11 protein-coding genes are annotated in these 14,400 nt (G+C 55.8%); 10 read left to right on the top strand and 1 reads right to left on the bottom strand.

The features are described 5' to 3' along the window. Window positions 1–13: 13 nt before the first annotated feature. From accD to ppk1, 9 genes are all read left to right on the top strand, one after another. Window positions 14–937 carry an acetyl-CoA carboxylase, carboxyltransferase subunit beta gene (gene accD, locus PEH01S_RS14495; protein WP_025852686.1) on the top strand — a complete coding sequence of 308 codons (924 nt, stop codon included), beginning with the start codon at window positions 14–16 and terminating at the stop codon, window positions 935–937. Further along, window positions 930–1,904 carry an acetyl-CoA carboxylase carboxyltransferase subunit alpha gene (locus PEH01S_RS14490; RefSeq protein ID WP_127486250.1) on the top strand — a complete coding sequence of 325 codons (975 nt, stop codon included), beginning with the start codon at window positions 930–932 and terminating at the stop codon, window positions 1,902–1,904. The genes accD and PEH01S_RS14490 overlap by 8 nt, the downstream gene beginning before the upstream one ends. Beyond that, on the top strand, window positions 1,897–3,654 hold the full coding sequence (gene pyk / locus PEH01S_RS14485; RefSeq protein WP_127486248.1) for a pyruvate kinase: 1,758 nt from the start codon (window positions 1,897–1,899) through the stop codon (window positions 3,652–3,654). The genes PEH01S_RS14490 and pyk overlap by 8 nt, the downstream gene beginning before the upstream one ends. A gap of 139 nt (window positions 3,655–3,793) precedes the next feature. Then, window positions 3,794–4,195, top strand: a complete 402-nt coding sequence (locus tag PEH01S_RS14480; RefSeq protein ID WP_127486246.1) for an acyl-CoA thioesterase — start codon at window positions 3,794–3,796, stop codon at window positions 4,193–4,195. Between the two features lie 158 nt (window positions 4,196–4,353). Then, window positions 4,354–5,229, top strand: a complete 876-nt coding sequence (locus PEH01S_RS14475) for a LysR substrate-binding domain-containing protein (protein WP_127486244.1) — start codon at window positions 4,354–4,356, stop codon at window positions 5,227–5,229. Between the two features lie 131 nt (window positions 5,230–5,360). Then, complete coding sequence (mmgD, locus tag PEH01S_RS14470) at window positions 5,361–6,491, top strand: citrate synthase (protein WP_127486242.1); 1,131 nt, start codon at window positions 5,361–5,363, stop codon at window positions 6,489–6,491. A 25-nt stretch (window positions 6,492–6,516) separates the two neighbouring features. Then, a complete protein-coding gene (locus PEH01S_RS14465; protein WP_281281463.1) occupies window positions 6,517–7,977 on the top strand; it encodes a bifunctional 2-methylcitrate dehydratase/aconitate hydratase in 1,461 nt (486 codons plus the stop codon). Between the two features lie 39 nt (window positions 7,978–8,016). Continuing rightward, complete coding sequence (gene prpB / locus PEH01S_RS14460; protein WP_025852680.1) at window positions 8,017–8,925, top strand: methylisocitrate lyase; 909 nt, start codon at window positions 8,017–8,019, stop codon at window positions 8,923–8,925. Between the two features lie 248 nt (window positions 8,926–9,173). Next, complete coding sequence (gene ppk1, locus PEH01S_RS14455; protein ID WP_127486240.1) at window positions 9,174–11,267, top strand: polyphosphate kinase 1; 2,094 nt, start codon at window positions 9,174–9,176, stop codon at window positions 11,265–11,267. On the opposite strand, the gene PEH01S_RS14450 is transcribed toward ppk1, so the two are convergent. Then, on the bottom strand, window positions 11,233–12,774 hold the full coding sequence (locus PEH01S_RS14450; RefSeq protein WP_025852678.1) for a Ppx/GppA phosphatase family protein: 1,542 nt from the start codon (window positions 12,772–12,774) through the stop codon (window positions 11,233–11,235). The two genes, ppk1 and PEH01S_RS14450, sit on opposite strands and share 35 nt — an antisense overlap. A gap of 403 nt (window positions 12,775–13,177) precedes the next feature. Here PEH01S_RS14450 and citZ point away from each other — a divergent pair, with 403 nt between their 5' ends. Further along, window positions 13,178–14,290 (top strand): citrate synthase, encoded by a 1,113-nt coding sequence (gene citZ, locus PEH01S_RS14445; protein ID WP_025852677.1) that lies wholly within the window; start codon window positions 13,178–13,180, stop codon window positions 14,288–14,290. Window positions 14,291–14,400 lie beyond the last annotated feature (110 nt).

Raw genomic sequence — 14,400 nt, 5'->3', positions numbered from 1 at the left:
GCGAGGTGTAATTGTGCAATTTAAAGACTTGTTTCAGAAAAAAAGAAAATATGCCACGGTTCCTTCCGTGGACAGGACGGCTCCGAACCGGGTGATGGACGGAGCTATCGACGTTCCCGAGGAGCGTCCGAAGCGCGAAATCCCGGAAGGCCTGATGAACAAGTGCCCCAAATGCGGGACGATCCAGTATAACAAAGAGCTGGACAAGAACTTGAAAGTGTGCACGGCCTGCGATTACCACTACAAGCTGAACGCCGTAGAGCGCATCCAGATGACGATGGATGAAGGCCGCTTTGTGGAGTATGACGGCGAGATGGCATCCGAGGACCCGCTCGAATTCCCCGATTACATAGCCAAGTACAACAAAGCCGTCGAAGCTACCGGCATGCAGGACGCCGTCATTACAGGCGAAGGCACAATCGGAGGGTATCCGGTTGTCGTGGCGGTGATGAGCTTTGACTTTATGGGCGGCTCGCTCGGATCGGTAGTCGGCGAAAAGGTGACGAATGCGATCGAGCAGGCAATCCGGACGAAACGGCCGATGATCATTTTCTCCACATCGGGCGGCGCGCGGATGCAGGAAAGCATTCTCAGCCTGATGCAGATGGCAAAGACGAGCGCGGCGCTCGCCAAGCTGAACGAGCAGGGCGGCCTGTACATTTCCGTGATTACCGACCCGACCTTCGGCGGCGTAAGCGCGAGCTTCGCGATGCTCGGAGACTACATTATTGCCGAGCCGGGAGCGGCGTTCGGTTTTACCGGCGGCCGCGTCATCGAGCAGACGATGAAAATCAAGCTGCCGCCAGGCTTCCAGACGGCGGAATTCAACCTGAAGCATGGACAAGTGGACTTGGTCTCGCACCGCAAAGAAATGCGCAGTACGCTGACCCGTCTTCTCAGCATGCATGCGGTAAAGGAGGAAATCGTTAATGGCTAGTGAAATGCCTTTTGAGCAGCCGCTAGTCGAGCTTCGCGCCAAAATCGACGAGCTGCGGAGGTTCGGAGCGGACAAGCAGATCGATTTCTCCGAGGAGATCAAGCGCTTGGAGCAGCGGCTGGAGCGGCTCGAAACGGAGTTGTATGCCGGCATGACGACCCGGCAAAAAATGCAGGTTGCCCGTCATCCGCAGCGCCCGACAACGCTCGACTACATTCAGCATTTGTTCACCGATTTCATCGAGCTGCACGGGGACCGTTTATTTGGCGACGACCTGGCCATTGTGGGGGGCATCGCGCGCTTTAACGGCATTCCGGTGACGGTGGTCGGCCACCAGAAAGGGAAAGACACGAAGGACAACATTGCGCGTCACTTCGGCAGCCCGCATCCGGAAGGCTTCCGCAAAGCGCTGCGCTTTATGAAGCAGGCGGACAAGTTCAAGCGTCCGATCATCACGTTCATCGACACCAAAGGCGCTTATCCCGGCAATGCGGCGGAAGAGAGAGGCCAAGGGGAAGCCATCGCCCGGAACCTGATGGAAATGGCGTCCTTGCGGGTGCCGATCTTATGCGTCGTTATTGGCGAAGGCGGCAGCGGAGGCGCTTTGGCGCTTGGCGTAGGCAACCGCGTATTTATGCTGGAGAATGCGATTTATTCGGTCATCAGCCCGGAAGGCGCAGCCTCGATTTTATATAAAGACGCTTCAAAATCGATGGAAGCGGCCGAAGCAATGAAGATTACGGCGGACGAAATTTTGAAGCTCGGCGTTATCGATGCGATCATTCCCGAACCGAAGGGCGGCGCCCATCGGGATGTTGCCGTGCAGGCGGAATCGATCAAGCAAATGTTGTGGACCCACTTGCAGGAACTGCTCAAGATGACAGAGAATGAATTAATAGAAGACCGCTATAACAAATTCAGACAAATCGGTCGGTTCACCACGATCCAGGAGGGAAATCATGCGTAAAACAAAAATTGTGTGTACCATCGGACCGGTCAGCGAATCGCTGGACATGTTCAAGAAGCTCATTAACGCAGGGATGAACGTCGCCCGGCTGAACTTCTCGCACGGCGATTTCGAAGAACATGGCAACAGAATCAAGAACGTGCGTCAAGCTTGTCAGGAGCTCGGCAAAAGCGTAGCCATTCTGCTTGATACCAAAGGACCGGAAATCCGGACCGGCAAGCTGAAGGACGATCAAAAAGTCGAGCTGCTTCAAGACAATCTGATCACGTTAACCACGGAAGAAATTCTCGGCGACGCCGAGCGCGTTTCCATCACATACAGAGATCTTTACAAGGATGTAAAGATCGGTTCCACCATTCTGATCGATGACGGTTTGATCGGACTGACGGTCGAGGATATCCGCGGAACGGATATCGTGTGCCGGATCAAAAACGGCGGACTGCTCGGAGGCAAGAAAGGCGTGAACGTGCCGGGGGTAAAAATCAACCTGCCGGGCATCACGGAAAAAGACGCGAACGATATCATTTTCGGCATTCAGCAGGGAGTGGATTTTATCGCTGCTTCTTTCGTGCGCAAAGCGAGCGACGTCCTTGAAATCCGTGAAATTCTGGACCGTCATAATGCAACGCATATTCAAATCATTTCCAAAATCGAAAACCAGGAAGGCGTGGAAAACCTCGACGAAATTCTTGAGGTATCCGACGGTCTCATGGTAGCGCGCGGCGATCTCGGCGTGGAAATTCCGGCTGAAGACGTACCGATCGTGCAGAAAGCGATGATCAAAAAATGTAACCAAGTCGGCAAGCCGGTTATTACGGCTACGATGATGCTGGATTCCATGCAGCGCAACCCGCGCCCGACGCGTGCGGAAGCGAGCGACGTGGCGAACGCGATCTTCGACGGCACGGATGCCGTGATGCTGTCCGGCGAAACGGCGGCAGGAAAATACCCGGTAGAGTCGGTTCAGACGATGGCCCGCATCGCCGAGCGTGCAGAAGCGGCGCTGGAATACCGGGAAATTTTCATCCGTCAAAGCAACGCGCAGCAAACGACCGTAACCGAGGCAATCAGCCAAGCGGTAGCGAACTCGGCGCTTGATCTGAACGCCAAAGCGATTCTGACTTCCACGGAAAGCGGCTATACGGCGCGTATGGTGTCCAAGTACCGTCCGAAAGCGCCGATTATCGCGGTGACCCCGAACGATCGCGTGCTTCGCCGTCTGTCGCTAGTATGGGGCGTTATTCCGGTGAAAGGCGAGACGTGCACCTCGACGGACCAATTGTTCGAGCATGCCGTAGATGCCAGCGTGAAGGCAGGCCTTGTCAGCTTGGGCGATCTCGTCGTGATTACTGCAGGCGTGCCGGTCGGCCGCTCCGGAACGACCAACTTGATCAAAGTTCATCAAATCGGTGAAATGATTGCCAAAGGCCAGGGGATTGGCACGCAAATCGCTACGGGCCATGTTGTGACGGCCCGCTCCGCCGAAGAAGCGAATGCAAAGACGTCCGAGGGCTGCATCCTGGTTACCGTGACGACCGATAAAGACTACATGCCGGCCTTCGAGAAAGCGGCAGCGGTCATTACCGAGACGGGCGGTATCACGTCCCATGCGGCGGTTGTCGGCATCAGCTTGGGCAAGCCGGTCATCGTCGGTGTGGACAACGCGCTCAGCATTTTGAAAGACAACGACGAAGTCTCCATCTATCCGGAAGTCGGCGTTATCTATTCCGGCCGCGCCCGCGTGCTGTAATCGAACGTCGTCGAAGCCTTACGATAACCGAACCATCGGAGCGAAATCGAACAGCGGTTTCGCTCCTTTGCTTTCCACATGTTCGCCGACCGGGGAGCGATATCCTTGGGTACCTTCCATAGGGATTTAGGGGGTTCGTATGCAGCATACGTTACGTGTCCGCTATCAGGAGACGGACCAGATGGGCGTCGTGTATCACGCCAACTATTTGAATTGGTTTGAAGTCGGCCGGACCGAGCTGATCCGCGAGCTGGGCATGCCTTATCAGACACTGGAGGCCCGCGGCCTGCTGCTGCCGGTGATCGAAGCGGACCTCAAATTCCGCTCGCCTGCCCGTTACGACGATCTGGTGACGATTGACACCAAGGTGATCGATGCGACCAATCTTCGGATCCGGTTCGCTTATGAAATTAAACGCGGCGAGGAGCTGCTGGTCAGCGGAGGAACGCATCATGTTTGGTTGAACCGGGATTGGAAGCCGGTGCGGATCGACAGGGAAGCGCCGGATTTATACGCTCTCCTTGCTAAAACTAGGGACTAAGCGTGCCGCCTATTCCGCTGATTCAGGAAGAGATGAAGGACTTGGCCTTTTTTTGGTCAGGTCCTATTCCTTTTTATGCTATATTTTCCAAAATGATTCGTCCCTGTTGTATAATTTAATGAAAGCGCATGATTGAACAATCAAAGGAGAGAGGCAGGATGGAACTGCGTCATTTGCGATATTTCGTTACCGTTGCGGAGGAGCTGCATTTCGGCCGGGCGGCTGCACGTCTCAACATGGCGCAGCCCCCGTTAAGCCAGCAAATTCGCAAGCTGGAGGAAGAGCTCGGCTTTCCGTTGTTTTCCCGAAGCAAGCAGCACGTTGAATTAACCGAAGCGGGGAAAGTGTTCCTGGAGGAAGCGCGGTCGGCGTTAGCACGTGTGGAGCAAGCGCGCGAGGCGGCGGAGAAAGCGAGCCGGGGGCAAACGGGCAGACTGGTCATCGGCTTCGTCGGTTCGGCGACCTATCACATCGTTCCGCTGCTGCAGCAGTATCGGCTGCGTTTTCCAACGGTGGAATTAAAGCTTCATCAAATGAAGAGCGGAAGCCAGCTGCAAGCGCTGCACGAAAAAAGCATCCATCTCGGGATCGTGCGCGCCTCGATTCATAGTCCTTATTTGAACTCGGAGCTGTTAATGCGGGAGCCGTTTATGGCGGTGCTTCCCGAAGCGCATCCGTTGGCCGGCCGGCCATCGCTTAGCGTCCGCGATCTGGAGGACGAGCCGTTCATTTTGTCTCCCAGGCAAAACGGTTCCACGTATCACGATGCCGTCATCCATTTGTGCTATAAAGCCGGATTTTCACCTAACGTGGCGCTGGAAGCGCCTGAAATCTTAACCGTTGTCGCCTTCGTAGCCGAAGGGATGGGCGTCGCCTTGGTTCCCGCATCTTTTCGGCACCAGCAAAATCAAGGGGTCGTGTACCGGGCTATTCAGGAAGCCGCCGTTCTGGAAACGGCGTTTATTTGGCGGAAGGACGAGAAGTCGCCGGCACTGCACGAATTTTTGAAGCTCGGCCAAGCGTTCGGCGGTTGAACGGGAGTCCATGTACCCGGCTTGATACATTCTGCATATCAGGAAGGACTTAACGGATATTGGACGTGATTTCCAGAGGGTCGATATACTGAAGGGGCAAAGCCAAACCATCGGGAGGAGCGAAAAGAACGATGAGCGGATCATTCCAGCCCGGCCTTGAAAACGTTATCGCAAGCGAGACCGAAATCTCTTATTTGGATGTCGAAAAAGAACAAATTGTGCTGCGGGGTTACGATCTTATCGAGTTGGCAAGAACCGTTACTTATTTGGACGTCGTTTCGTTAATGCTTGACGGCAGCCTGCCGACGCCCGAACGGCGGGATGCTCTTGAACTCAGCCTCAAGACGGAGTACGGACTGCCGGAGGATGCGCTGGCGATCCTGCGCCTGCTGCCGAAGCAGACGCATCTGATGGATGCCCTGAGAACGGGCATTTCCGCCATTGCCGGCTATGACGGCGATATCGAAGACCGGTCGCGGGAAGCGAATTACCGCAAATCGATCCGGCTGCTGGCCAAGGTGCCCCAGATCGTGGCGGCCAGCTACCATGCGTCCATGCGGCAGCCTTTGGTGGAGCCGCGTCAAGACCTTTCGTACAGCGCCAATTTCTTGTACATGATTACAGGTAAGATTCCTTCCGAAATGGAAGAGAAGACGTTCGATCAGTCGCTGATCGTCTACAGCGAGCATGAAATGCCCAACTCCACCTTTGCCGCACGCGTCATTGCTTCCACGCAGGCCGATCTGTACGGGGCGCTGACCGGCGCCGTCGCTTCTCTGAAGGGAACGCTGCATGGCGGAGCGAACGAAGCGGTCATGAAGATGCTGCTGGAAGCGGGGGATGAGGACAGAATGGAGCCGCTGATCCTCGGCAAATTGACCCGCAAGGAACGCATTATGGGGTTTGGTCACCGGGTGTACATGAAGAAGCCGGACCCGCGCGCGATGCTGATGAAAGAAGCGCTGGCCCTGCTTGCGGCCGCCAAAAACGAAGAGAAGCTGTACCGCATGTGCGTCATCGGCGAAGAGGTGATGAATCGCGAAAAAGGGTTGTATCCGAACCTCGATTACTACGCCGCGCCGGTTTATTATTTGCTGGGCATTCCGATCGACCTGTTCACCCCGGTCTTTCTCGCCGCCAGGACGGTCGGCGTCTGCGCGCATGTGATGGAGCAGCATGCGAACAACCGGCTTTTCCGTCCCCGTGTCCTGTACAAGGGGCCGCGCGGTCTGCATCCCCATTCGGCCTCGGTCGGCTCATAACCCGGTAATAGGAGGAAACATCGACATGGCAGCAAACCCATCCATGGCCTATGAACAAGGACGAGCCGCATCCGCTGCGGATCAACTGTTGATTGACATCGCGGATTACGCGCTTGAATACGAAGTCCAAAGTCCGGAAGCCCGGCGCATTGCACAGCACGTCGTATTGGACTCGCTGGGCACGGCTATTTTGGCGCTGCGCTTTCCGGAATGCGTGAAGCATCTGGGGCCGGTCGTGCCGGGCGTCACCGTGCCTTATGGCTGCCGGGTGCCGGGAACCCGCTATGAGCTCGATCCCGTGCATGGGGCGTTCAATATCGGGTGCATGATCCGCTGGCTCGATTACAACGATACGTGGCTGGCCGCCGAATGGGGCCACCCTTCGGACAATCTGGGCGGCATTTTGGCGGTAGCCGACTATCTCAGCCGCGTCCGCATCGCGGAAGGCAAAGCCCCTCTGCGGATGCGGGACGTGCTGGACGCCGCCGTGAAGGCGCATGAAATTCAAGGGGTGCTTGCACTCGAAAACAGCTTCAACCGGGTCGGCCTGGATCACGTGCTGCTGGTGAAGATTGCTTCAACGGCTATCGTCACGGCGATGCTGGGCGGTACCAGGGACGAGGTGATCAACGCGCTTTCCAACGCTTGGCTGGACGGCGGCTGCTTGCGCACGTACCGGCACGCGCCGAATACGGGATCGCGCAAATCGTGGGCAGCCGGGGACGCGACCAGCCGTGCGGTCCGTCTGGCTCTTATGGCCGTTAACGGCGAAATGGGATACGCGACCGCGCTTTCGGCCAAAACCTGGGGCTTCCAGGACGTCTTGTTCCAAGGCAAGCCGCTGAAGCTTGCGCGTCCGCTCGGCTCTTACGTGATGGAGAACGTATTGTTTAAAATTTCCTTTCCGGCCGAGTTCCACGCCCAGACCGCCGTCGAATGTGCGTTTGCTTTGCACCCGCAGGTCAAGGACCGGTTGGACGAAATCGATCGGATTACGATCACGACGCATGAATCGGCGATCCGCATCATCGATAAGAAAGGCCCGCTGCATAACCCGGCCGACCGGGACCACTGCCTTCAATACATGGTGGCGGCAGGCTTGCTGCATGGCGAGTTGACGGCGGAGCATTATGAGGATGAGGCGGCTGCCGACCCGAGAATCGATGCGCTTCGGGATAAGATGGTCGTCACGGAGAATCCGCAATACAGCCGGGATTACCTCGATCCGGATAAACGGTCGATTGCCAATGCGATCCAAATCCGGTTCACGGACGGAACGGAGACAGCGAACGTGGAGTGCGAATACCCGATCGGTCACCGCAGACGGCGGGCTGAAGGACTGCCGAAGGTGATCGACAAATTCGAAGCCAATCTGCTGACCAGATTTCCGAAGCAAAAAGCGGCGCAAATCCTCGAACGGTCGCTTGACTTGGGTCGGTTGGAGCACATGCCGGTAAACGAATATATGAATCTGTACGTTATTTAGCGTCAAGGCTGCGGAATATGACTTCCCGGGAGGATTACGATGGCTTGGTTGATGGAGCAAGAGAAGGACCAACGGGAGCTGGCGGCCGCTTTTCGGAAACGGATGGAAGCCGGCCCGATTCTCAAAATTCCGGGCACGCACGACGGGATGGCAGCCCGAATAGCCAGGCAGCTCGGCTTCGAGGCGCTTTATTTGTCGGGCGCCGCCTATACGGCAAGCCGGGGCTTGCCGGACCTCGGGCTGGTCTATTCGAATGAAGTTGCGGACCGGGCCCGCGAGCTCGTCCGCGCCTCGATGCTTCCGCTGCTGGTCGATATCGATACCGGCTTCGGCGGCATCTTGAATGCGGCCCGGACGGCCAAGGAAATGGTCGAAGCCAAAGCTGCCGCCGTCCAGATCGAGGACCAGGAAATGCCGAAGAAATGCGGCCACTTGAACGGCAAAAAGCTCGTTTCGACCGAAGAAATGATGCAAAAAATCAAGACGATCAAGGAAATCAGCCCGACGCTCGTCGTCATTGCCCGCACGGATGCCAAAAGCGTAGAAGGCTTCGCAGCGGCGGTTGACCGGGCCAAGCATTATGTGGCGGCGGGAGCGGACGGGATTTTTCCGGAGGCGCTGGAAAGCGAGCAGGAATTCAAACGGTTCCGCGCCTCCATCGACGCGCCGCTGCTGGCCAATATGACGGAGTTCGGTAAAACGCCGTATTATACGGCGGAGCAATTCGAGGCTTGGGGCTTCAATATGGTCATTTATCCGGTAACCTCGCTGCGTGTGGCAGCCAAAGCCTATGAGCGCGTATTTTCAGAAATCAGCCAGACCGGCACGCAAGCGGGATCGCTTAAGGATATGCAGACCCGCAAAGAGCTGTACGATACGATCCGATATTACGATTACGAGGAATTGGACGGAAAAATAGCGAAAACCGTCCTGCCGCAAACCGAATAACGTTGTGATTTCCATACTATTGTTACATGAAGAGTTCCCGAAGAGACCAGTTCCTTCGGGAGCTCTTTTCGTTGTATAATGATAAAGCTCTTTTTGCATGCGCACGAAGAGAAAATTTAGGTGTATTTTCCCTTGCGTTTACATAAAATTAACAAAAAGAGCGCGTTCGCTTAACATTGTCGAATTACGATGAAAGAAGCAGAAAAATGTAGTTAAACGGTGAATGACCATGGAGGGTTTACTGCCTTATGAAGGACACTGCCGCGCGTGAGACGGCCAACCATTATCTGAACCGCGATTTAAGCTGGGTCGAGTTTAACTGGCGTGTGCTGGAGGAGGCTCAGGACCCCGAGACGCCGCTGCTCGAACGCGTCAAATTTTTATCGATCGTTTCGTCCAATTTAGACGAGTTTATGAGCGTACGCGTGGCCGGGATCAAGGATCAGATCAAAGCAGGCCATACGAAGAAGGATTTCACCGGCTACACGCCCGCCGGACTGTTCAAACGGATTATGAAGCGCTCTTCCAAAATGGTAACGGAGCAGTACAAGACGTACCGGGATATGATCCGGCAGCTTGGCAGGGAAGGGATCATTTTTACCGAATATGACGATTTGAATGCAACCCAGCGCAAAGCGATGGACGAATATTACCACGACATCGTTTTTCCCGTGCTGACGCCGATGGCGGTCGATCAGGCGCGGCCTTTTCCGCTGGTGCGGACCCAGGCTCTGTATTTGGCGGTCGTGCTGATGAAGGAAGGCGACGATCCGGAGGACGAACCTTATTTTGCCATCCTCCAGGTGCCGTCGAATTTAAGCCGTTATCTTGCGGTGCCGGGAAGAGCGAATAGCAAGAAACGCGAATTCATTCTCATGGAAGATCTCATCGAAAAGCACATACATACGCTGTTCAGCGGCTATATTCCGATCTCGGTTCATGCGTTCCGCCTGACGCGCAACGCGGATTTGACGCTGAATGAGGAAGGCGCGGAGGATTTGCTGGAGGAGATCGAAATCCAGCTCCGCAAACGGCGTTGGGGGACGCCGGTCCGCCTCGAGGTGCAGAAAGGCATTCATCCGTATGCGCTGGAGCAGCTGACGGAGGAATTCGAGATTGTAGAGAACATTTTTGAAATCGACGGGCCGCTGGACCTGACCTATTTTATGAAGATGGCGTCGTCGCTCCAGGGCTTCGATCATTTGCGCTACGCCCCGATCCAACCGGTGTATCCTTCCGAGCTGGATGATGTCGAGGATCTGTTCGCCAAGCTGCGGCAGCAGGATGTGCTGGTGTACCACCCTTACGAATCGTTCGATGCCGTCACCGATTTTGTGCTTCAAGCGGCTTATGATCCGCAAGTGCTCGCCATCAAAATGACGCTGTACCGGGTCAGCGGCAATTCCCCGCTGATTCAAGGGCTTGCCCGTGCGGCGGAGTCCGGCAAGCAGGTCACGGTCGTGGTGGAGCTGAAGGCGCGTTTTGACGAAGAGCGCAACATCGCTTGGGCGCGCAAGCTGGAGCAGGCGGGGTGCCATGTCGTATACGGACTCGTAGGGCTGAAGACACATGCCAAAATTACGCTGGTCGTCCGGCAGGAAGCGGATGGGCTGAGGCGGTACGTGCACGTCGGAACGGGGAATTACAATGACAACACGGCAAGACTGTATACCGATGTCGGCTTGTTCACTTCGCATAAGGAGATCGGGGAGGACGCTTCCGCGCTGTTCAATGAGGTGACCGGGTATTCGGCGCCGCACAATTGGAAAGCGTTCGGGGTAGCGCCTACGGACATGATGGATAAGTTGTTCGAGAAAATCCGCCGCGAAGCGAAGCACGCCGCCGAAGGCAAGCCGGCGCGGATCATCGCCAAGTTCAACTCGCTCTCGAACCAGCAGATGGTCGATGAGCTGTATGCAGCCTCGCAGGCGGGGGTCGAGATCGATCTGATCGTACGCGGCGTATGCTGCCTGCGGCCCGGCGTTCCGGGACTGAGCGAGCGGATCACGGTACGCAGCATTGTGGACCGGTTTTTGGAGCACTCGCGGATTTTTTATTTCGAGAACGGCGGGGAGCCGGAGGTGTACATCGCCAGCGCGGACTGGATGACCCGGAACCTGACGCGGCGCGTCGAGCTGATGTGTCCCGTATTTGACAAAAGCATCCAGCAGTCGCTGATCAATATATTGCGCTTGAGTCTGAAAGATAACGTGAAGGCTCGGCAGCTCCAACCGAACGGCATGTACGAGCATGTCCGCTCGGAAGGAGGCGGGCCGCAGCTTCGCAGTCAATTTGAAGCCATGCGCATCAGCTCGTGGAAAACGACGACTCGTGAACTTTGAGCTGCTGTCCCCACGTATTTTTAAATTCTTTTTGCAGTCCAAGGACCTCTCTGTATTCCGCAGAGGGGTCGTGCTTTGCTTTCAGCCGCAAATGCAGCGCTTTGCTTTCCGAGAACGCGTTCGTCACTTCCAGCGCTTGGGTCTCGCTAATATCGAGGGCGACGGCGAGCTTAAGCAGCGTGCCGAGCTTAGCGATCAGGTCGGTGTCGGTTTTTTTTAAAATATCCTTGTGATGCTGCACGGCCTGCTGGGTCCGTGCTTTTGTTTTGTACGAGGCGGTCAAGGCGCAAATCAAAATTTCGCGGTGAGTGAGACCGTCGATGCGGGTATGCGCAATCATATGGAACGAATGCTTCGGATACTGGTAGTAGCTGAGCGAAGCGCCGATCCGGTACAGCTTGGCCGCGATGATCAGGCACAGACGAACGCGCGGATCGAAGCGGTGCTTTCCCGCCTCCGTCAACGCGTCGAACAGCTTCAAGGCCGTCCGGCTGACATGCGATAGATGCCTCCGGGGGGCGGTGGAATGAAGGGCGAGCAGGTTGTCCGCGCTTCGCTCCGCCATATGCTTCAGCTCCGTGTCGACCGGATAAAAGCTTTCAAAAAACAGGCCGTCCCGCAGGCCCGCGCCGCTGACGACATAGTGCGATGCGCCCGCTGCCTGAAAGATCGTCTGCAGAATCAGCAGCCCCGGGACGATAATATCGTAGCGGTCTTTGGACAGACCGTCGATTTTTTTGCGCTTCTCTCCGGGCAGCAGAGGGAGCCAGGCGGCGAGCTCGTCCACTTCGGCGGCGGAGATCGTATAATTATGCGTAAGCGGCAAGGAATATTTGCGCCTGCGCTGATTGATTTTGCATAGCGTCCGGACGCCGCCTCCGAGCCCGACAAGCGGCAGGCCCGGTGCCTGTCGAATCCAGGGCTCGCGGGCAATCGCGTCCTCGACCATCTGGCGGATGCCCCGCAGCTGTTCTTCGTGGAATTCGCCGTTCGGCGCAAATTTGCGCGTCGTATTGACTGCGCCGAAGGGAAACGATACGCTGCGGATCAAGGTGCGGTCGCGAAACAGCGAAATCTCGGTGCTTCCCCCGCCGATGTCGACAAGAAAGCCGTCCGAAATATCCATCGTTTGGATCATGCCCAAGAAGCCGAGTCTGGCTTCGTCTTCCCCGGACAGCAGCTCGACGTGAAATCCGCTTTCGCGGCGCAGCGTGTCCAGAATCTCCTGAGAATTTGCGGCGTTGCGGATGGCAGCCGTGGCGGCTACCCGGTATTCGGTCACTTCGTGAGCGTGACATATCCGCTTGAAATGCGACAAGATCTGCACGATCACCTGGATATCCGCAGGAGCCAACGTCCCGTCGGCGCGGATCCGCTGACTTAAACGCGCGGATTCCTTGAATTCGCCGATCACGCGGTACGCTCCGCCCGTCGTCTGTTCGTTTACGGCCAACCGGATCGAGTTGGAGCCGATGTCAATGATGCCGATTCGCCGGCTGTTGTTCATGGCTGATCCTCCTGCTAACGGGTGAAAGTTAATTTTATTGTACCGTTACGGCAAGGGGAAGTCCACTGAGCCCGTAAAACGGCGAAAGCCCGGATAAGTTTACAGTTGCAAATATACGCTTCGATGAACGGTTGTATTTTATCGTCGTTACGTTCTTTTTTCATTCCTCGCCTGCAAAAACATTGATTCAGCATGATTTTTTATGAGTTAATATGAGTATAATGAAACTGGGCAAATCCGTAAGCAGCAGGCAGTGAGTCGGTAGGAGTACATAGGAACGGCACGCAGATAGCATCTGTTTATTGTGCTGATAATGAACTTTTATGTCTGAATTTGTTCACTTTAGTTTCTAAATACTTTATAGTAGACTTATGTGAATTTGAACGCAAAAGGAGAGATTATCTTGACTGCTACCAAAGGTTTGGAAGGAATTGTAGCCACAACGTCCTCCATCAGCTCCATCATCGACGGTGTGCTCACCTATCGCGGCATCAATATCGACGACCTTGCAGAGAACGCCACGTTCGAAGAGGTCGTATACTTGTTATGGTACGGCAAGCTTCCTAATCGCTCCGAACTGGATCAATTAACCAAAGATCTGAGCGACAACGCTTCGGTTCCTGCCGAAGTGATCGAGCAAATGAAGCTATACCCGAAAGACGTCAATTCCATGGCCGCCCTTCGTACCGCGGTTTCCAGCTTGGCGCTGTACGATGCCGAGGCGAATGATATGACTCCGGAATCGAACCTCCGCAAAGCGATCAAGCTGCAAGCGCAGCTGCCGACGATCGTAGCGGCATTCGCTCGCATCCGCCAAGGACAAGAGCCGATCGCGCCGAAATCCTGTGCTTCGATTGCCGAGAATTTCCTGTATATGCTTACGGGCAAACAGCCGGAAGCGATCGCGATCCAAGCTTTGGACAAAGCTCTGGTGCTTCATGCCGACCACGAGCTGAACGCTTCGACGTTCGCTGCGCGCGTAACCGTAGCGACGCTGTCCGATATTTACTCGGGCGTGACGTCCGCGATCGGCGCGCTCAAAGGACCGCTGCACGGCGGCGCCAACGAAGCGGTGATGGCGATGCTCGAAGAAATCGGCACGGCCGATAACGTGACCAGCTATATCAACGATAAGCTGGCCAACAAGGAGAAAATTATGGGCTTCGGCCATCGCGTTTATAAAAACGGCGACCCGCGCGCGAAGCATCTCCAAAAAATGTCCCAGGAGCTCGGTAAAATTACCGGCAACATGAACTGGTACAACATGTCCATTCAAATCGAAGACATCGTAACCGGCCAAAAAGGGCTGAAGCCGAATGTAGACTTTTACTCCGCTTCCGTCTACACGTCGCTCGAGATTCCGCGCGACTTGTTCACGCCGATCTTCGCGATCAGCCGTACGTCCGGATGGACGGCGCACATTCTCGAGCAATTCGACAATAACCGCCTCATTCGTCCGCGCGCCGAATACACGGGACCGTCGCATCAAGCCTTCGTTCCGATCGAGCAGCGCTAATCCGGCTTGGGATGCCCGCACCTGCGGGAAGCAATAAAAGAGCAGCTATCCTACGGGTGGCTGCGGCGTTACCGGTCTCCTGAGAAGGGGACGGACGCCGCTGCTCCCGT

The organism is Paenibacillus ehimensis NBRC 15659, assembly GCF_004000785.1.
GTDB classification, from domain to species: Bacteria; Bacillota; Bacilli; order Paenibacillales; family NBRC-103111; genus Paenibacillus_G; species Paenibacillus_G ehimensis.
Note: the sequence above shows the minus strand (reverse complement) of the source record. Positions and strands in the feature narration are given on the sequence as shown.

Coding starts and splice junctions, on each gene's coding strand:
- PEH01S_RS14490 (WP_127486250.1), top strand. CDS start 930: ATGGCTAGTGAAATGCCTTTTGAGCAGCCGCTAGTCGAGCTTCGCGCC.
- pyk (WP_127486248.1), top strand. CDS start 1,897: ATGCGTAAAACAAAAATTGTGTGTACCATCGGACCGGTCAGCGAATCG.
- PEH01S_RS14480 (WP_127486246.1), top strand. CDS start 3,794: ATGCAGCATACGTTACGTGTCCGCTATCAGGAGACGGACCAGATGGGC.
- PEH01S_RS14475 (WP_127486244.1), top strand. CDS start 4,354: ATGGAACTGCGTCATTTGCGATATTTCGTTACCGTTGCGGAGGAGCTG.
- mmgD (WP_127486242.1), top strand. CDS start 5,361: ATGAGCGGATCATTCCAGCCCGGCCTTGAAAACGTTATCGCAAGCGAG.
- PEH01S_RS14465 (WP_281281463.1), top strand. CDS start 6,517: ATGGCAGCAAACCCATCCATGGCCTATGAACAAGGACGAGCCGCATCC.
- prpB (WP_025852680.1), top strand. CDS start 8,017: ATGGCTTGGTTGATGGAGCAAGAGAAGGACCAACGGGAGCTGGCGGCC.
- ppk1 (WP_127486240.1), top strand. CDS start 9,174: ATGAAGGACACTGCCGCGCGTGAGACGGCCAACCATTATCTGAACCGC.
- PEH01S_RS14450 (WP_025852678.1), bottom strand. CDS start 12,774: ATGAACAACAGCCGGCGAATCGGCATCATTGACATCGGCTCCAACTCG.